The sequence below is a fragment of the Rhodoferax lacus genome, assembly GCF_003415675.1.
GTDB classification, from domain to species: Bacteria; Pseudomonadota; Gammaproteobacteria; order Burkholderiales; family Burkholderiaceae_C; genus Allorhodoferax; species Allorhodoferax lacus.
Genome location: NZ_QFZK01000002.1, coordinates 471,536 through 488,896 on the forward strand (window position 1 = coordinate 471,536; position 17,361 = coordinate 488,896).

The 17,361-nt window shown below is 61.9% G+C and carries 21 protein-coding genes and 1 pseudogene; 12 read left to right on the forward strand and 10 right to left on the reverse strand.

Features of this window, described 5'->3' with window-relative positions; genetic code table 11:
• Positions 1 to 23 precede the first annotated feature (23 nt).
• Positions 24 to 260: pseudogene (locus tag DIC66_RS23740) on the reverse strand (DUF898 family protein); the annotation flags it as partial.
• A gap of 14 nt (positions 261 to 274) precedes the next feature.
• Positions 275 to 553, reverse strand: a complete 279-nt coding sequence (locus DIC66_RS05825) for a DUF427 domain-containing protein (RefSeq protein WP_117174944.1) — start codon at positions 551 to 553, stop codon at positions 275 to 277.
• Between the two features lie 156 nt (positions 554 to 709).
• Here DIC66_RS05825 and DIC66_RS05830 point away from each other — a divergent pair, with 156 nt between their 5' ends.
• The gene (locus DIC66_RS05830; protein ID WP_117174946.1) at positions 710 to 1,150 is read left to right on the forward strand and encodes a universal stress protein; all 441 of its coding nucleotides are present in this window, start codon (positions 710 to 712) and stop codon (positions 1,148 to 1,150) included.
• Positions 1,151 to 1,271: 121 nt separating this feature from the next.
• Here the strand turns inward: DIC66_RS05830 and DIC66_RS05835 are convergent, their stop codons facing one another.
• The 5 genes from DIC66_RS05835 to DIC66_RS05855 all read right to left on the reverse strand — a co-directional run bounded on the left by DIC66_RS05835 (position 1,272) and on the right by DIC66_RS05855 (position 3,931).
• The gene (locus DIC66_RS05835) at positions 1,272 to 1,886 is read right to left on the reverse strand and encodes a thioredoxin fold domain-containing protein (protein WP_117174948.1); all 615 of its coding nucleotides are present in this window, start codon (positions 1,884 to 1,886) and stop codon (positions 1,272 to 1,274) included.
• A gap of 15 nt (positions 1,887 to 1,901) precedes the next feature.
• Positions 1,902 to 2,288, reverse strand: coding sequence for an RcnB family protein (locus DIC66_RS05840; protein ID WP_117174950.1), 387 nt, complete (start codon positions 2,286 to 2,288; stop codon positions 1,902 to 1,904).
• 99 nt (positions 2,289 to 2,387) lie between these two features.
• Positions 2,388 to 3,014 carry a DUF938 domain-containing protein gene (locus DIC66_RS05845; RefSeq protein ID WP_233505794.1) on the reverse strand — a complete coding sequence of 209 codons (627 nt, stop codon included), beginning with the start codon at positions 3,012 to 3,014 and terminating at the stop codon, positions 2,388 to 2,390.
• Entirely contained in the window at positions 3,015 to 3,620 is a 606-nt protein-coding gene (locus tag DIC66_RS05850) for an MSMEG_1061 family FMN-dependent PPOX-type flavoprotein (protein ID WP_117174952.1), read from the reverse strand.
• Positions 3,621 to 3,622: 2 nt separating this feature from the next.
• Complete coding sequence (locus DIC66_RS05855) at positions 3,623 to 3,931, reverse strand: DUF6172 family protein (protein WP_117174954.1); 309 nt, start codon at positions 3,929 to 3,931, stop codon at positions 3,623 to 3,625.
• Positions 3,932 to 3,966: 35 nt separating this feature from the next.
• On the opposite strand from DIC66_RS05855, the gene DIC66_RS05860 reads away from it, so the two are divergent.
• Positions 3,967 to 4,587 (forward strand): 3'-5' exonuclease, encoded by a 621-nt coding sequence (locus DIC66_RS05860; RefSeq protein WP_117174956.1) that lies wholly within the window; start codon positions 3,967 to 3,969, stop codon positions 4,585 to 4,587.
• Here DIC66_RS05860 and trxC read toward each other — a convergent pair.
• Positions 4,584 to 5,024 (reverse strand): thioredoxin TrxC, encoded by a 441-nt coding sequence (gene trxC, locus DIC66_RS05865; protein ID WP_117174958.1) that lies wholly within the window; start codon positions 5,022 to 5,024, stop codon positions 4,584 to 4,586. The two genes, DIC66_RS05860 and trxC, sit on opposite strands and share 4 nt — an antisense overlap.
• 86 nt (positions 5,025 to 5,110) lie before the next feature.
• Positions 5,111 to 5,359 carry a hypothetical protein gene (locus DIC66_RS05870; RefSeq protein WP_117174960.1) on the reverse strand — a complete coding sequence of 83 codons (249 nt, stop codon included), beginning with the start codon at positions 5,357 to 5,359 and terminating at the stop codon, positions 5,111 to 5,113.
• A 79-nt stretch (positions 5,360 to 5,438) separates the two neighbouring features.
• Here DIC66_RS05870 and DIC66_RS05875 point away from each other — a divergent pair, with 79 nt between their 5' ends.
• From DIC66_RS05875 to DIC66_RS05920, 10 genes are all read left to right on the forward strand, one after another.
• Positions 5,439 to 6,281 (forward strand): CE1 family esterase, encoded by an 843-nt coding sequence (locus DIC66_RS05875; protein ID WP_117174962.1) that lies wholly within the window; start codon positions 5,439 to 5,441, stop codon positions 6,279 to 6,281.
• 80 nt (positions 6,282 to 6,361) lie between these two features.
• Positions 6,362 to 7,414 carry a LacI family DNA-binding transcriptional regulator gene (locus DIC66_RS05880; protein WP_117174964.1) on the forward strand — a complete coding sequence of 351 codons (1,053 nt, stop codon included), beginning with the start codon at positions 6,362 to 6,364 and terminating at the stop codon, positions 7,412 to 7,414.
• Between the two features lie 99 nt (positions 7,415 to 7,513).
• A complete protein-coding gene (locus tag DIC66_RS05885; protein WP_117174966.1) occupies positions 7,514 to 8,791 on the forward strand; it encodes an extracellular solute-binding protein in 1,278 nt (425 codons plus the stop codon).
• A 12-nt stretch (positions 8,792 to 8,803) separates the two neighbouring features.
• The gene (locus DIC66_RS05890; protein WP_117174968.1) at positions 8,804 to 9,790 is read left to right on the forward strand and encodes a carbohydrate ABC transporter permease; all 987 of its coding nucleotides are present in this window, start codon (positions 8,804 to 8,806) and stop codon (positions 9,788 to 9,790) included.
• Positions 9,791 to 9,812: 22 nt separating this feature from the next.
• Positions 9,813 to 10,637, forward strand: coding sequence for a carbohydrate ABC transporter permease (locus DIC66_RS05895; protein WP_117175131.1), 825 nt, complete (start codon positions 9,813 to 9,815; stop codon positions 10,635 to 10,637).
• 61 nt (positions 10,638 to 10,698) lie between these two features.
• Positions 10,699 to 12,105: a GH1 family beta-glucosidase gene (locus DIC66_RS05900; RefSeq protein WP_117174970.1), complete on the forward strand. Its 1,407-nt coding sequence runs from the start codon at positions 10,699 to 10,701 to the stop codon at positions 12,103 to 12,105.
• Positions 12,106 to 12,107: 2 nt separating this feature from the next.
• The gene (locus tag DIC66_RS05905; protein ID WP_117174972.1) at positions 12,108 to 13,163 is read left to right on the forward strand and encodes an ABC transporter ATP-binding protein; all 1,056 of its coding nucleotides are present in this window, start codon (positions 12,108 to 12,110) and stop codon (positions 13,161 to 13,163) included.
• 19 nt (positions 13,164 to 13,182) lie between these two features.
• Positions 13,183 to 14,106 (forward strand): glycoside hydrolase family 16 protein, encoded by a 924-nt coding sequence (locus tag DIC66_RS05910; protein ID WP_117174974.1) that lies wholly within the window; start codon positions 13,183 to 13,185, stop codon positions 14,104 to 14,106.
• Between the two features lie 17 nt (positions 14,107 to 14,123).
• The gene (locus DIC66_RS05915; protein ID WP_117174976.1) at positions 14,124 to 15,059 is read left to right on the forward strand and encodes a glycoside hydrolase family 17 protein; all 936 of its coding nucleotides are present in this window, start codon (positions 14,124 to 14,126) and stop codon (positions 15,057 to 15,059) included.
• On the forward strand, positions 15,056 to 15,979 hold the full coding sequence (locus DIC66_RS05920) for a glycoside hydrolase family 17 protein (RefSeq protein WP_117174978.1): 924 nt from the start codon (positions 15,056 to 15,058) through the stop codon (positions 15,977 to 15,979). Before DIC66_RS05915 ends, DIC66_RS05920 begins: the two co-directional genes overlap by 4 nt.
• Positions 15,980 to 15,987: 8 nt before the next feature.
• Here the strand turns inward: DIC66_RS05920 and DIC66_RS05925 are convergent, their stop codons facing one another.
• On the reverse strand, positions 15,988 to 17,334 hold the full coding sequence (locus DIC66_RS05925) for a glycoside hydrolase family 30 protein (protein ID WP_117174980.1): 1,347 nt from the start codon (positions 17,332 to 17,334) through the stop codon (positions 15,988 to 15,990).
• Positions 17,335 to 17,361: the final 27 nt, after the last annotated feature.

A 17,361-nucleotide genomic window follows, 5' to 3' on the forward strand; every position in this document is an offset into this window, starting at 1 on the left:
AAACCCAGAGGCTCACCGCCCACCAGGGTGTTGCCATAAAAGTAGCGCAGTTTGCGCACCTTGGCCCAAGGGAAGTAGATGCCCAGTGTGCACAGCATCAGCAGCAAATTGACGATCCAGATCCGGAAGTATTCACTGCCGGAGGCCGTGAATACCAATGGCATTTCTGTGTGTTCTCCGTGCTCTGTCGGCACAGTATCAACCGGTTCTTCCATGGAGCAACCTTTCTTGTGTTGGCGCTGCGGGATGCAGCCGTTCATGAAAACAGGGGGGCTTATTCCACCTTTACGCCCTTCCAGAAGGCCACGCGGTCGCGTATGGACTCGGCTTCGGGCTTGGGGTCGGCGTAGTACCAGACGGCATCGGTGTTGAGCTCGCCGTTGACCATCAGGCTGTAGTAGCTGGCCTGGCCCTTCCAGGCGCAACTGGTCTTGTGGTTGCTGAAGGTGATGAACTCGCGTTTAAGGGACGCAGCGGGGAAATAGTGGTTGCCTTCCACGAGCACGGTGTCGTTGCTTTCGGCGATAACGGTGTTGTTCCAGGTGGCCTTCATGGCGGTCTTTCTAAGTAGTGGAGGGATTATGGTTGTGAACACTGATAGTGTCATTCTCTTGGCGGCTCTCTTGATGGCTATTTGACACTTGTCAAATACAGGTTGTTTGGATGGGCGCATGATCAAGGCTCACAACAACACCCAAGCGAGGCTTTTATGTTTAAGAATATTCTGCTGGCTACCGACGGCTCTGCCGCATCCGAACACGCTGCCAAGCTCGCTGTGAGCCTGGCACGCGTCCACGGCGCAGCGTTGACTGCGCTTTATGTGTCTGACCCTTACCCCTATCTCGGTGTGGGCGAAGTCAACCCCATGGGCTACCAGGCTTACTCTGCCGCTGCGCAGCAGCTGGCGGCACAGGCCCACGCCCAGGTCGAGACGCTGTGCAAGGCCGAGAGCCCTGCCATCGCACTGCAGGCCCGTTTGGTGGAAGACGTGGCTGCTGCCAGCGGCATTGTGGAAAGCGCCAAGGAACTGGGCTGCGATCTGATCGTCATGGGTTCGCACGGCCGTACCGGCATTGTGCGGCTGATGCTGGGCAGCGTGGCCACCAAGGTGGTGGCCGAGTCCAGCATCCCCGTGCTGGTTACACGCTAGCCACGAAGTGGCTGGGTTCCGGCTCCGGGTCTGCCTGCGCAGGCGCGGACAAGCCGAAGAGCCGTATGCCTCTGGCATCGGCACGACCAGAGAGCTACGCGAAGCGAGCGAACGTGGGGGCCTAGTTCAAACCAAGGAACTGTTCCAACGCAGCCGTCTCCATGGCGCCTGCGTTGGTCACCACCGCGCCGGTGCTGGCGTTCTTGGCCACGATATAGGGCACGGACTCAACGCCCATGCTGTTGAACAGCTCGGTGTTCTTCTTGATGGCTGCTGCGATGTCATCCGGAATGCTGCTTGAAGCGGCGGTGCCGCCAGACCCTGCCAGGATGGATATCTCATGCGTGGTCATGGCATCCACCGGGTTGGCTGCCGTCAGCAGTGCGGCTCCCTGAGGCAGGCTCTTGGCGTTGATGAAGGCCACCGGCATCCACACAAACTTGACTTTCTTGTGCAGCGGCAAAGCCTGCTGCCACAGGTGACCGCAGTGCGGGCACTGCGGGTCAAACATCACATATACCGTGTTGGTGCTCATCATCGAGCCCACGGTAAAACCCCGTCCCTCTTTGGCCAGCAGCGCAAAAGAGTCTGCCTGCTTCACGCTGCCAGCAGCGGGCTTTGGTGCGTCGCCTTGGGGTGAGCAGGCAGCCAGGTTGAATGCCAGGGCCGCAGCCAGGGGCAGGGTGGCAGCACGCAAAAGGCCGCGTCGGGAGGGGTGGGGGGCAGGAGAGGTCATGCCAAAAGTATACGTTTACTGGCTCAGGATGATGTTGACGATCACACCCGTGGCGATTGCAATCAGGACATAGTCCGCACCCACCTGCACCCAGCGCTGACCTTGAGGGGGACGGCGCAGATGGTGTTCGCGGTAGTCCACTTCGTAGGCGCGATCGCGGTACACACGTTCGATGTAGCCGCCGCGGTGGTATGCCGGTCCGCGTGCGTTGTAGTCAGGGCGGCGCTCGTTCCAGCGGCCGTCGCGCTGGTCGTAGCGCTGATCTTCCCATTGACGGGAGTGGCGGCCATTGTCGTGCCGGTACTCGTCACGGTCACGGCCGTGGTCGCCCGCAAAGGACAGGCTGCTGCCCAGCAGGGCGGTAACGGCGAGCGCGCACACAGAGGCGGAAAATTTCTTCATACAGACTTTTTAGTAAACAGGCGCCCATGGTCGCCCGTGGGCACGTCGATTTTGCAAAGCGGGCCGTTTGAATTGCAAGCAAACGTAGTGCGTTTGCTCTCAGGGCGTGCGCGTCCAGACCAGCAGCAGGTTGTTGGCGGGCAGGGCGAAGCGCTGCTGCAGGCGCAGGCCGGCTTGGGTGGCGACCGCCTGCACGTCTTCCAGGCGGCGCAGGCCCCAGTCCGGGTCTTGCAGGCGCAGGTCGCGGTCAAAGTCCTGGTTGCCCCTGGAGGTTTCTACCGTGTCTTCCAGATAGGGCCCGTAGGTGACCAGTACCCCTTCGGGTGACAGGTGCCGGGCACTGCCGTGCATGAGTGCCGCACAGGTGGCCCAGGGCGCGATGTGCAGCATGTTGGCACAGTAAATGGCATCGAAGGGCTGCGTCTCTGCGGGCAACCAGGCTGGGCTCATCACATCGACCAGCAGCGGTGCATGGACATTGCCTAACTGACCCTGTGCGATGCGCGCCATGACGCTGTCCAGCGCCGCAACCTGCGCATCGGTGGGCTGCCAGGTCCAGGCGGGCAGGTGCTGTGCGAACCAGGCCACATGCTGGCCGGTGCCTGAGGCTATCTCCAGGGCCGTGCCTTGCGTGGGCAGCACCTGGCGCAGTACTTCCAGTATGGGCAGCTTGTTGCGCTCGGCGGCAGGGCTGAAGGCGGGCTCTGTCAGGGAGTCGGGTTTCATTTACAGGTCTTGTGCATAACGCAGCAGCATTTGGTCCTGGGTCTCGGCGGGGATGTCGCCGCCAATCTGGTCTTTCATCATCTCGCCCATGGAGGGCATGACGGAACGCGCCACATGGCGCTTGGCATCCCACAAGCCCGAACGCATGAGTGCCTTGGCGCAGTGCAGATAAGCGGCTTGCACGGTGACGCGGATCACCAGTTTCGGGCTGCGTTTGGCATCGGCACACGCGGCCAGGTCGTGCGGGTCTGTAGACAACACGGCCGTGCCATTGACGCGCAGGCTTTCGTCCACACCGGGCACCAGAAACAGCAAGCCGACCTGGCCGGTCTGCAGAATGTTCTCCAGCGTATCCAGCCGGTTGTTGCCCGGTGCATCCGGCAGCAGCAAGGTGGTGGCATCCAGCACCTTCACAAAGCCCGGCTCGCCCCCGCGCGGCGAGGCATCCAGTGCCAGGCTGCTGGCCGCACTGGCCACCACCACCAAGGGCGACAGGGACACAAAGCGTGTGCAATGCGCATCCAACTGCGCCAACTCTTTCTTGACCGAACGCTCGCGCGCCGGGGCATAGAGTGCGCGCAGGGCCTGCACCGTGCGGATCTGCATGGCTATTCGGCGGAAGCTTCGGCGCCGGCGCGCACTTGGCGGTGGCCGTGTTTGGACAGGATTTCGATGTAGAACTGCTCGCCATCGCTTTTGACCAGCGCATCGATCAGGGGAATCAGCTCGGCCAGGTGGGCCACCTGGGCGTTGGCCTCGGTGCTGCCAAACTTGCAGTCAAAGTCCCAGAAATCCACGCCCTCGGGCAGTTCGCGGCGGCGTTCGCGCTTGATGTATTTGCGGATTTCGTGCTTGGTGGCTTCGAGCATGCGCTCGGGATTTTTGCCTTCTGACTTCAGGGGAAACGTTTTTTTCATGGGGGATGTCCTTAAGCAGCGATGATACGTCCCACATGCAAGCCCATCACACTACCCGCCACCCCACACCCGACAAAGATGCCATTGCCCTGCTGCCAGAATTTGAGCGGCTGGGCCTGGACCGCATCACCCTGGTGTCCAACGCACCGCAGGCACACGATGCCTATGCCCATTTGGCCAAAGCCACGGCCTGGGGCTTTGACACGGAATCCAAGCCGACCTTCAAGGTGGGCGAAGTGTCGGATGGACCGCACATCGTGCAGTTGTCCACCACCGAGCGGGCCTGGGTATTCCAGGTGCATGACCAGGAGTGCCGTGCCGTGGTGGCGGAACTGATGGCGCTGGGCGGCATAGCCAAGGCCGGTTTTGGCCTGGGTGACGACCGCAAACGCATCATCCAGAAGCTGGGCGTGGAGCCCGCCGGTGTGCTGGAGCTCAATACGGTGTTCCAGCAGCGTGGCTACCGCAAGGACATGGGTGTGAAAGGGGCGGTGGCAGTGCTGTTCAACAAGCGCTTCATCAAATCCAAAAAGGCGGCCACCAGCAACTGGGCCAATGAGCGCCTGACCGAGGCGCAGCTGGTGTATTCGGCAAACGATGCCTATGCCGCCATCCGCGTGTTTGACGCGCTGGGTCTGGGCCTGGGTCTGGTTTAGCGGGGCAGCTGGGACTGCACCCAACGCACGATGTCCTGCGTGCCCATGGCACCGGCCTGGCGCGCGACTTCACGGCCGCCACTGAAAAGGGCGAGCGTGGGAATGCTGCGGATGTTGAAGCGCGCGCCCAGTTGGGGCACTGCCTCGGTATCCACTTTGGCCACGCGCACACGGGGTTCCAGCAGTGCGACGGCCTGCGCGTAGGCCGGGGCCATTTGCCTGCAGGGGCCGCACCAGGGCGCCCAGAAGTCCACCAGCACCGGTATCTGGTTGCGCATGATGTGTTTGTCAAAGGCGGCCTCGTCCAAGGACACCGGCTGTCCGGTGAACAGCGGCTTTTTGCACTGTCCGCAGTCAGGCGCGCTGCCCAGTTGGTCAGCGCGCACGCGGTTGGTGGTGTGGCAGTGCGGACACACAATGTGCAGGGAATCAGTCATGGCCTGTAGATGGATGCCATGCTGGTGAATAACAAGGGTGCAAGCGCCAATGAATGACGGCTTGTGCTCTGGCAGCCGGCAAAGGCTCAGTGGGTGACAAATTCGTAAACCACTTCCTCGCTGTCCACCATGTCCAGGATGTCGTCGAGTTGGTCTTCGTCCTGCGTGCTGGACCAGGTGTCTTCCGGGTCGGTGGCAAACAATGGCTCAATGGCAATGTCCAGGAACTGGCCATTGGGCATCTTCAGCACGCTGGTGCCTTCGGAGGTTTCCACCAGTTCCCAGTCGTCCGGTACCGACATTTCCAGCTTGATGTTGACGTTGAGTTTTTTCATGGGGAATCCTTTGTGGGCATAAGGGGGCGAGGGTAACCGATGGCTTGCACTACGATGGAGCACATCAGGAGGAGGCGCGATGGTAATCGGTATCCAAAGGCGTTGGTACACAGCCCTGTGGCTGGTGGTGGCGCTGTTTGCAGCAAGTGCGGCGCGGGCTGGGCAAACCGCGACCGAAACCTATGCAGGTCGCAGCGCCGTGGTCTACCTGCCCACGCACTTGCCCGCCCGTGGTCTTCGCGCGTTGGTGGTGGTGCTGCATGGCGGTCTGGGCAATGCGCAGCGCATTGCCGACCAGCAGTCCGAAAGTGCCCTGAACCTGAATGCGCAGGCCGAGGCCAACGGCTTTATCGTGGCCTACCTGAACGGCACACCGGTGGCGCGCCTGCTGGGCGCGCAGCGACAGGGGTGGAATGCCGGCAATTGCTGCGGGTTGCCTGCCCAAAAGCAGGTCAACGATGTGGCCTACATCCAGGCGGCAGTCCAGGGGATTGCAAAAAAGTATGGCGTAGAAGACAAGCGCATCTTTGGCGTGGGCCATTCCAACGGAGCGATGATGACGCAACGCATGGTGTGCGAAACCTCGCTGTACGCGGCCGCTGTTTCCATTTCTGGCACGCTGGAGAACGGTGCCAGCCAATGCCCCGCGGCACATGGCAAACACATCCTGGCCCTGCATGGTGCTGATGACCAGAATGTGCCCATTGCCGGTGGGCGCGGCAGCAAGGGCTTGTCGCGCACGGCCTATGCCTCGCAGGCAGCGACTGCCCAGGTGTGGCAGGCATCGGGTGCTGTGTATGAGCTGCAAGTCATCGCCGCAGCGGACCATGCGGTGGATGCGATTGACGCGCAACTCACACAAACGACGGGTCAGTCACTAAGCCATACGGTGGCACGCTACCTGGGCCTGGTAGCCCCATAGTTAGCCAGGGTCTTGCGATATTCGCTGTCTGGCGCAACTTTTCTGAAAACGCTTACACAGCTGAATTATTATCCTAACCTATGAAAAATCCGAGCGCCAAGCGCAGTACAAAAGAGCCTGTAACGGCGCAATCAGCAACAGTCACCCTGGACATGGTGGCCAGGGAGGCGGGCGTTTCCCCGGCCACTGTGTCGCGCATCATGAACGGCACGGCAGTGGTCAGTGCCGCACGCAAGGAAGCGGTGGACGCCGCCATTGCCAAGTTGGGCTTTGTGCCCAATCCGGTGGCGCGCGGCCTGGCGGGCGGTCGCACCTTCAGCATCGGCGTGGTGACCCAGACCCTGGACAGCCCCTTTTATGGTTCAGCCCTGCGCGGCATTGAAGAGAAGCTGTTGCCCCTGGGCTACAGCCCCCTGTTTGTCAGCGGCCAGTGGAATGCCGAGGTGGAAGCGAAATGCATGGATGTGCTGCGCTCACGCCGGGTGGACGGCATCATCGTGCTCACTGGGCGGCTCACCGACAAGGCGCTCAAGAACTACGCCAAGACCATGCCCATTGTGGTGACGGGCCGCAAACTGAGTGCGCCCGGCCTGGCCGCGCTGTACTGCGACAACGTGGAAGGCGCACGCCTGGCCACACAGCACCTGATTGGCCTGGGCCACCGCCAGATCGCCTTCATCTCCGGCGACCCGCAGCACCCCGATGCCGCAGAGCGCTTCCAGGGCTACCGCAAGGCGCTGGAGGAGGCACGCATCAAGTTTGATCCGGCCCTGGTGGCCGAGGGCGGCTTTTACGAGGCCAGTGGCCTGCAGGCGGTGGGTGACTTGCTGGCCTCGCGCAAGCGCTTTACTGCCATCTTCGCCGCCAACGACCAGATGGCCGTGGGTGCAGCGCTCGGCCTGAGCCGCCACTCGCTGCGCGTGCCCGAAGACGTGTCGCTGATCGGTTATGACGATTTGCTGTCTTCGCTGTACTCCAACCCGCCGTTGAGCAGCGTACACCAGTCCGCCTATGAACTGGGGCAACTGGCCGCTGATGTGCTGTTGCAGTTGCTGTCCGGCGAGAAGCCGGTGTTCCAGGTACCTGCCCCGCGCCTGGTGCCACGCGAATCCTGCCGCCGTCTTGCCGTTTAACTTCGCTTTTTACCGGGAATACCCTGAGCCATTTAGTGTGAAAGTGCTGCCTATAATGAAAGCGCTTTCACAACTTCAAGTGCCCCCACAGGAGATCCCATGCCCGCAGCCACCCCTTCCTTCCGTGCCTCGTACAGATTTTTTCTCGCCGGTCTGGCCAGCCTGACCCTGCTGGCATCGGCATCGGCCCAGCAAACCCTCACCATTGCCGCCTTTCCTGCTGTCGATGAAATCGCCAAATCGGCTATCCCGATGTGGAAGAAGAAGCATCCGGATGTGGAGATCAAGGTCATCAGCCGCGCCTTCGCCGACCACCACACCGCCATGACCACGGCGCTGTCCACCTCGTCCAACCTGCCCGATGTGATGGTGGTGGAATACGGTTACGTGGCCCGCTTTGCCGAGGGTGGTGGCCTGGAAGACCTGGGAGCCGCGCCCTACAACATCAAGAGCCAGCAGGCTCACTTCGTGCCCTACGCCTTCCGCCAAGGCACCACCAACGCGGGCTCTGTCGTGGCGGTGCCTTCCGACATTGGCCCTGGCACCTTGCTCTACCGTGACGACCTGCTGAAGAAGGCCGGTGTGAAAGAGGCCGATCTGACGCAATCCTGGGATTCGTTTGTGGCCGCGGGCGTCAAGATCAAGGCCGGCACCGGTGCCTACCTGGTGGCCCATGCGCGCGACGTCAAGGACATCGTCATCCGCTCCGACATCAAGCCTGGCGAAGGCCTGTACATCGACAACAAGGGCAAAGTGCTGGTGGATTCCCCGCGCTTTGTGCGCGCCTTTGAGCTGGCCAAGAAGGTACGCGAGCAAAAGCTCGACGGCAAGATTGGCGCCTGGTCCAACGAATGGTCCGAGGGCTTCAAACGCGGCACCATCGCCACCCAGCTCTCAGGCGCCTGGCTGGCCGGCCACATGAACAACTGGCTGGCGCCCGGCACCAAGGGCCTGTGGCGCGCAGCGCAATTGCCCGAGAAAGCCTACGGCTCCTGGGGTGGCAGCTTCTACACCATCCCCAAAGTGTCCAAAAACAAGGCCCTGGCCTGGGAGTTCATCCAGATGATGACGCTCAGCCCCGAGATGCAACTCAGCGCCTTCAAGTCGCAGGACGCCTTCCCGGCACTGGTCGACGTGCACAAGGACGCCTTCTTTGACCAGCCCATCGAGTTCCTGGGCGGCCAGAAGGCGCGCCTGCTGTGGCGCGATGCAGCCAACAAGATCACCGCGGTGGATGTGCACAAACTTGACCCGGTGGCCGAAGAAATCGTCAACACCGAAATGGACAAGGTACTGGACCAGGGCAAGGATGTGAAGACCGCGCTGGCCGATGCCAAGGCACTGCTGGAACGCCGCGTGGCGCGCGCCCAAAACTGACAGGAGCCGGCCATGTCAAGCATCGCGCCGCACTCCACTGCCGCAGCACCCCAGGTCGGCACCGCGCCAGCGCGCCGCGGCTGGCGCATCAAGCCCCAGCATGTGCCGTATCTGCTGGTCAGCCCGTTCCTCGTTCTGTTCCTGGTGTTTGGCGTCTTCCCGTTGGCGTTTTCGTTCTATCTGGCGTTCCAGACCTGGGAACCTACCGCCGGCCTGTCGAGCATGAAGTTTGTCGGCCTGGACAACTTTGCCTTCGCCATCAAGGACGAGTGGTTCCTGAAGTCGCTGCTCAACACGGCCTGGCTGGCCGTGGCTTCAGGGGTGCCGCAGCATGTGATCGCCATACCGCTGGCGTACTTCATCCACACCTCCTTCAAGCGTACGCGCAATGCCGTGATAGGGGCCTACTTTCTGCCCTACATCACCAGCACGGTGGCCATTGCCATGATGTTCGGCACGCTGTTTTCCACTGACTACGGCATGATCAATATCGCCCTGCATGCGCTGTCGCAGGTGCCAGGCCTGGGCTGGCTGATATCAGGCGTGCCCATCGATTGGCTTAACCGCGCCGAGAATGTCAAGCCTGCTGTGGCCATCGTGGTCTTCTGGCGCTACATCGGCTTCAACACCGTGCTGTATCTGGCAGCGCTGCAAACCATTCCCAAAGACATCTACGAGGCCGCCACCATGGACGGCGCGCGCCGCCTGCAGCAGTTTTTTTACATCACGCTGCCCAGCCTCAAGCCCATGATTTATTTCGGTGTGACGCTCAGTGTGGTGGGTGGCCTGCAACTGTTTGAAGAACCCTTCATCCTCACCGGCGGGCGCGGTGGCACCGACCAGGCCGGCATGACCACGGCCATGTACATGTACCGCACGGCCTTTGAGTTCAATGACTTCGGTCTGGCCAGCGCACTGTCGTGGCTGTTCTTCGTGGTGGTGGCGCTGCTCACCTGGCTTACCAACCGCGCCTTCAAGCCGCGTGACAGCTCGCACTGAGCGCACCGAGAGGACCCACACCATGAACACCGAAAAACTCGCTCCACGCGCTGCCTATCTGCTGGTGGGCATTGGGGCACTCATCATGCTCACGCCCTTCTATTTCATGTTCGTGTTTGCCACGCATTCGCGGACTGAGATTTTCAACCTGCCGCCGCCGCTGTTTTTTGGTGACAGCTTTCTGGTGAACCTGCAAATCCTCACCGACAAGATTCCGTTCTGGCGCAGCCTGGGTTGGAGCCTGTATGTGGCGCTGGCCTCCACGGCACTGACCTTGCTGTTCTGCTCCATGGGTGGCTATGCCTTTGCCATGTTCGAGTTCAAGGGCAAGCAGCCGCTGTTCCTGCTGGTGATGGGCACCATGCTGCTGCCGTCCTTCCTGGGCATGATTCCCACCTTCATGATCATGGATGCCTTTGGCTGGATCGACCAGCCACGCGCCCTCTACATTCCGGGCGCGGCCAGTGCCTTTGGCATTTTCATGATGCGCCAGTTCATAGGCTCGTCCATCCCCAAGGACCTGATTGAGGCCGCGCGCATGGACGGCTGTGGCGAGTTGGGCATTTACTGGCGCATCGTGCTGCCCCTGCTCAAGCCCGCCATGGGCACGCTGGGGCTGATCACCTTCATTGCCTCCTGGAACAACTTCATCGGTCCGCTGATCGTGATGCGCTCGCCCGAGATGTACACCTTGCCCCTGGCCCTGCGCAGCATGCAAAGCCCGGTGAACACCGAGTGGGGCGCTGTGATGGCCGGCTCGGCCATTGCCACGCTGCCGCTGCTGGTGCTGTTTGCCATTTCCTCGCGTCGGCTGATTGATGGCCTGACTGCGGGCGCCGTCAAGTAGGCCGCCGCAACGCGTGCCTGGGCGCCAGAGTCTTTTTCCATTCATTGCACTGACTGCTTTCATGAACAAATTTCCCCAACCCACACTGGGTTCCACCTTCCCCGAAAAATTTGTCTGGGGAGTTGCCACCAGTGCGTTCCAGATTGAGGGCGCAGCTTTTGCCGATGGCAAAGGGCCGTCCATCTGGGATGACTTCTGCAAGCAGCCCGGCGCCATTGCCGATGGCAGTGATGGCCTGCTTGCCTGCGAGCATTACCAACGCTGGCAGGACGACCTGGACCTGGTGGCCAGCCTGGGTGTGGATGCCTACCGCTTCTCGGTGTCCTGGCCGCGCGTGCGCCCAGGCGGTGCCGGTGCCTGGAACGAAAAAGGCCTGGACTTTTACGAGCGCCTGGTGGATGGCCTGCTGGCACGTGGCATAAAGCCCTACCTCACGCTCAACCACTGGGACCTGCCCAGCGAGTTGCAGGCCACAGGTGGCTGGACCGACCGCAACACCGTGCACCGCTTTGTGGAGTACGCACAGGGCATTGACCGCCGCATGGGCGACCGGCTGGCCACCATCACCACCCACAACGAACCCTGGGTGATGTCGGTGCTGGGCTATGAGCAGGGCATCTTTGCACCCGGCATCAAGAGCCGCGCGGCTGCCATGCAGGCCTCGCACCACCTCATGCTCAGCCACGGTCTGGCATTGCAGGCCCTGCGCGCGCAGGGCAGCAAGGCGCGTCTGGGCATTGTGCTGAACCTGTCCCCCGTGCAGGCAGCCACCGATTCGGATGCAGACCAGGCGCAGGCCCACCTGGAAGACGGCAAGCTGCTGCGCTGGTATATGGACCCCTTGTTCAAAGGCCACTATCCGGAAGATGTGATCGGGCATCTGGGCGCCGATGCACCGGTGTTGCACACCGGGGATCTGGCAGCCATTGCCACACCCATGGACTTCATGGGGGTGAACTATTACTCGCGCTCGGTGGCCAGTGCCAATGGTCCCTGGGACACCCGGCAAAGCGGCCACCCGCTCACAGAAATGGGCTGGGAGGTCTACCCCGAAGGCCTGACCGAACTGCTGGTGCGCATGCATACCGATTACCCGGTGCCACCCTTGTACGTCACCGAAAACGGTGGCGCCTTCAAGGACCTGGTGCAGGACGGCCAGGTGCATGATGCCGACCGCACCGACTACATCGCCCGCCACATCGAGGCCGTGGCCCAGGCCATGCGGCAGGGCGTGCGCATGGAGGGCTATATGGTCTGGAGCCTGCTCGACAACTTCGAGTGGGCCTCCGGCTACGCCAAGCGCTTTGGCATCGTGCATGTGGACTACGCCACGCAAAAGCGCACGCTCAAGGACAGCGCGCACTGGTACTCCAACATGCTGCACGCCCGCAAAGGCAGGGCCGCAGCCGCATCCATCCCCCACAACACGACCACACCCGCTGAGCAGGTGGCAACACAAGGAGCATAAGAATGGGACAAGTCAGCCTGAAAGGTTTGCGCAAGAGCTTTGGTGCCGTGGACGTCATACGCGGCATTGACCTGGAAGTGCGCGATGGCGAGTTCATGGTATTCGTGGGCCAGTCGGGCTGCGGCAAGTCCACCACGCTGCGCATGATTGCCGGTCTGGAAACTATTACCTCTGGCGACTTGCTGATCGACGGCCAGCGCGCCAATGACCTGCACCCGGCGGACCGGGGTGCTGCCATGGTGTTCCAGAGCTACGCGCTGTACCCGCACATGACGGTGGCCGAGAACATGGGCTTTGCCCTGAAGATGGCCGGCGTGGACAAGGCCCAGCGCGAACAGCAGGTGGGCCGCGCCGCAGAAATTTTGCGCATGACGGATTTGCTGGGCCGCTTTCCCAAGGAGCTCTCGGGTGGCCAGCGCCAGCGCGTGGCCATTGGCCGTGCGATCGTGCGCAAGCCCAAGGTGTTCTTGTTTGACGAGCCGCTCTCCAACCTGGACGCTGCCCTGCGCGTGGACATGCGCGTGGAGCTGTCGCGCCTGCATGCCGAGCTGGGCACCACCATGATTTATGTCACCCACGACCAGGTCGAGGCCATGACACTGGGCGACCGCATTGCCGTGTTCAACAAGGGCTCCATCGAACAGCTGGGCGCACCGCTGGAACTGTACAACCGGCCTGCCACCGAATTTGTGGCCGCCTTTATTGGTGCACCGCGCATCAACCTGATAGACCGTCCGGCCGCCAACGCCACGCTCGCACACCAAAGCCTGTGGAGCCGCTTGCAAGACGCGTCTGGCCAGATTGCCAAGCGCGTGGGCCTGCGCCCTGAGCACCTGCTGGTAACCACCCCCGAGCAGGGCGTACCCGCCCAGGTGGTGCTGGCCGAGCACCTGGGCGACTCGTCCATCATCCACCTGCGGGTGGACGGCGTGAACGGTTTGCTCAATGCCAAGGTGCCTGCCAACCAGTCGCATTGCAGCGCCGGGCAGACGGTGGGTCTGCTGCCTGATGCCAAATGGTCGCTGGGGTTTGGTGATGATGGCCGCCTGATGGCCTGAGCAGCCCCCTGATTTCTGTATGGAACTGCTGAAGAACAAGCCTGCTGCTGCGCGCAGAACGGGCTGGAAGCTGGTGTGGCGTGACGAGTTCGATGGCGATTGTGTGGACCGCAGGAAGTGGGACTTTGACATCGGCAACGGCTTCTTCGACTACCACAGCCACACGTGGGTGCCGGGATGGGGCAACGAAGAGCTGCAGTACTACACCGACTCACCCAACAATGTGTTCGTCAAGGATGGCGCCTTGCACATACGCGCCGTCAAGGAATCGCTGCACGGCTGCGGCTATACCTCGGCCCGACTGAAAACACGCAAGCGCGATGGCAGCCCGCTGTTCAACCAGTGCTATGGCCGCTTTGAATTTCGCGCCAAGGTGCCTTGGGGCAAGGGCCTGTGGCCGGCGTTGTGGATGCTGCCGCAGGCAGACACCTACGGCCGCTGGGCTGCCTCGGGCGAGATCGACGTGATGGAGATTCATGGTGAAGAGCCCGACAAGACCCTGGGCTCCACACACTTCGGCTCCACCTACCCCAATCGCTCGCTGGTGACCCACACGCATCCGTTGCCCGCAGGCAGCCTGGTGAGTGACTGGCACGAGTACGCGGTGGAGTGGGAGCCCGGTGTGATCCGCTGGTACCTGGACGGCGTGCATTGGGCCACGCAGGACTTCTGGTGGAGCTGCAGTAAAACAAAAAGCGGCGCCGGTGTGGAAGCCCGCCGCGCGGCCGACATCAACCCCTGGCCGGCGCCCTTTGACCATCCGTTTTACCTGCTGATGAATGTGGCCGTGGGTGGCAACTTCCCCGGCAACCCGAACCCTGCCACGCAGTTCCCGGCCGAGCTGGTGGTGGACTATGTGCGCGTGTATGAGCGCGTGGGCGGCTACGCAGAGCCCAAGCCGCGAGGCAAGGGCCGCATGCCGTATGCCAAAAATAAATCCTGATTCATACCCTGATTGCCATGTCACGAACCATTGCTTCTGAGCCTGGCGCCGCCTTCACACCCGGCGCACCTTTCGCCAAGGGCGGCACGCCAAACGTGGCGCCCCTGGTCTTGCCAAAGACCGAACACGACCAACTGCTGCAGACCTTCCAGGCCCGCTTGCAAGCCCGCACGCATGGTCTGTGCTTCAGCCCTTATCTGGACGGGCAGGGGCCAGGCACGCAGCTGCACGAGCCGCAGATCCGCGCGCGCATGGAGGTGATTGCGCCGCACACGCGCTGGGTGCGCAGCTTCTCCTGCACCGAGGGCAACGAGCTGATTCCCAAGGTGGCCCACGACCTCGGCCTCAAGACGCTGGTTGGCGCCTGGCTGGGCACCGACCTGGAGATCAACGAGCGCGAGATCGAAGGCGTGATCGCGGTGGCCCGTGCAGGGCACGCCGATATCGTGGCCGTGGGCAACGAGGTGATGCTGCGCGAAGACCTGAGCGAGGACGCGCTCATTGCCTACATCGAACGCGTCAAAGCCGCCTTGCCCGGCATACGCGTGGGCTATGTGGATGCCTATTATTTGTTTGAGCTGCACCCGCGCATCACCGCCGCCTGCGATGTGCTGCTGACCAATTGCTACCCTTTCTGGGAAGGCTGCCCGCTGGACCAGGCACTGCCCTATATGCACAGCATGGTCCGCCGCACACAGGCCGTGGCACAGGGCAAGCAGGTCATCATCAGCGAGACCGGCTGGCCCGACAAGGGCACCAACTTCTGGGGCGCCGTGCCTTCACCGGATGCAGCCCTGCGTTACTTCACCGACACCTGCGCCTGGGCCGAAACGGACGGTGTGGAGGTGTTCTACTTTGCCGCCTTTGACGAGGCCTGGAAGGTAGGCGCCGAAGGGGACGTAGGCGCCTACTGGGGCCTGTGGGACAAGGACGCGCAGGCCAAATACCGATGAGAAGCACCTTCCCATTTCCAGCGGGCAACGCCATTTGCTACTCGGGCTACCGGCGTGACCAAAGCCCCGACAACAAGACCTATCCATCGCTTGCAGAAATCCGCGAAGACCTGGCCCTGCTGAGCCAGCACTGGCGCTACATGCGCCTGTATGACTGCAGCTTGCATGCCGAGCGTGTGCTGCAAGTCATCCAGGAGGACGGGCTGGATTTGCAGGTCATGCTAGGCGCCTACCTGGGTGCCGAGATGAACAACTTTGGCTGCCCCTGGGGCGGCACCTACAGCGAAGAGGCACTGGAGTCCAGCACACGAGCCAACCAGGTCGAACTGGAAAAGCTGGTGACCCTGGCCAATACCTACCCACAGATTGTGTTTTCCGTGGCGGTGGGCAATGAGGCCACGGTGGACTGGACCGACCACTTTGTGCCGGTGGCCCACATGGTTGCGTACGTGCGTTGGGTCAAGGCGCGCATTGCGCAGCCAGTGACCTTTTGCGAGAACTACGTGCCCTGGCAGCACAAGCTGCGCGATCTGGTGCCCGAGGTGGACTTCATCTCCCTCCACACCTACCCGGTGTGGGAGTACAAGTACATCCACGAGGCGCTGGAATACACCAAAGACAATGTGCACAGCGTGGCGCGCCTGTACCCCGGCAAGCCCATCGTCATCACCGAAGCCGGCTGGGCCACCAACTCCAACGGCCGCGGCATACAACCCGAGAACGTGTCCCAGCATCTACAGGCCGTGTACTACGAAGACCTGATGCGCTGGTCGCGCGAGAGCGGCATGCTGGTGTTTGTGTTCGAAGCCTTTGACGAGCCCTGGAAAGGCTCACCCGACCCGCTGGAGCCGGAGAAGCATTGGGGGCTGTTTGATGTGGACAGAAGGCCGAAATTGGTGATGCAGGAGTTGTTTGCATAAGGGAAGGACTAGAGGACGTAGCTCGCAATAGCCCGTGGCGGCAAGCAAATAGCCCAACGCATGCCTCGGATTTTTATATCGAACGGCACCTCGTTTTCACTTCGGTTCATCACCACCACCACCACCGTCTGGTCCGGATTCAGCAAAGCGGTGCACTCCAGCACCTCCCGGGTGGCCGCACACAAAATGCGCCGCGCACCGGGGCGGACAAAGCGTGAGAAATGCCCGATGTAGGTGTAGGAGACTTGTGGCAACACCAGATCATTTTCGGTGTCGGCCAACAGCGGGGCGCTGCAGTAGTTGCCAACATGGTTGGGGCCGCCCTGGGTGTCGAGCAACAGGTTCCAGTCAATCCAGCCCACGGTCCAACGGTTCAGGTCGTTGATCATGGAGCAGGCGTATCGCTCGCCCACTTCCCACTCGCCGGTATGGGGGCCGCCCTCCTGGCAGCCCTCGGTGAACAGCAGTCTTTTGTCCGGCCAGGCATCGTGCACCAGCTGCACATGCTCAAAGTGGTCTTCCACATACCAGTGAAAGCCCGTGCCCCACACGTAGCGCGCGGCTTGCGGATCGGACAACACCACGCTGGCACGCTCTACCATCTCGTCCCGGTTGTGGTCCCACACGATGATGCGCACGTGTTGCAGACCTGCCTGCTCCAGCGCAGGGCCCAGATGGTCGCGTACAAAGTCGCGTTCTTCCTCGGCGCTGTAGACGCAAGAGTCCCAACGCTGCACGGCCATGGGCTCGTTCTGCACCGATACGCCCCACACGGGCACACCTTCTTCGGCATAGGCCTGTATGAATTTGACGTAGCACTGTGCCCAGGCCGCGCGGTACTGCGGCAGCAGCTTGCCGCCATGGTTCATCTGCCCATTGCTCTTCATCCACGCAGGCGGGCTCCATGGAGACACCAGCAATTTGAGTGGTGTACCCGCCACCTGCTGCGCGGCCTTGATGAAGGGCAGCAGGGCCTGCCGGTCCCGTTCAATCGTGAAGTGTTCCAGCGGGACGTCATCGTGCACTTCGGCGTGGGCATAGTTTCCCAATGCAAAGTCACAGCTGTTCATGTGCACACGACACAGGGTGTAGCCATGCCCGGCCTTCGGGTCGAAGTAGGCCCGCAGCACCTGAGCGCGCTGCACGTCACCCAGCTTGAGCCAGGTCACGGCAGCCGCTTCGGTGAACGCACCGCCAAAGCCCTCGATCTCCTGAAAGGCTTTGTCAGGGTTGACCCACACCACTGGCCCTGTGCCATCGGTTGAATCGGTTGACACGATCGGAAACTGTTCTTCCAGCGAAGTGCCACGGTGCTTGGCTGACAAGTAGCTGCGCAGGTAGGTAGGTGATGTCACGTGCAATTTCCTGATTGGTGTGCGGGC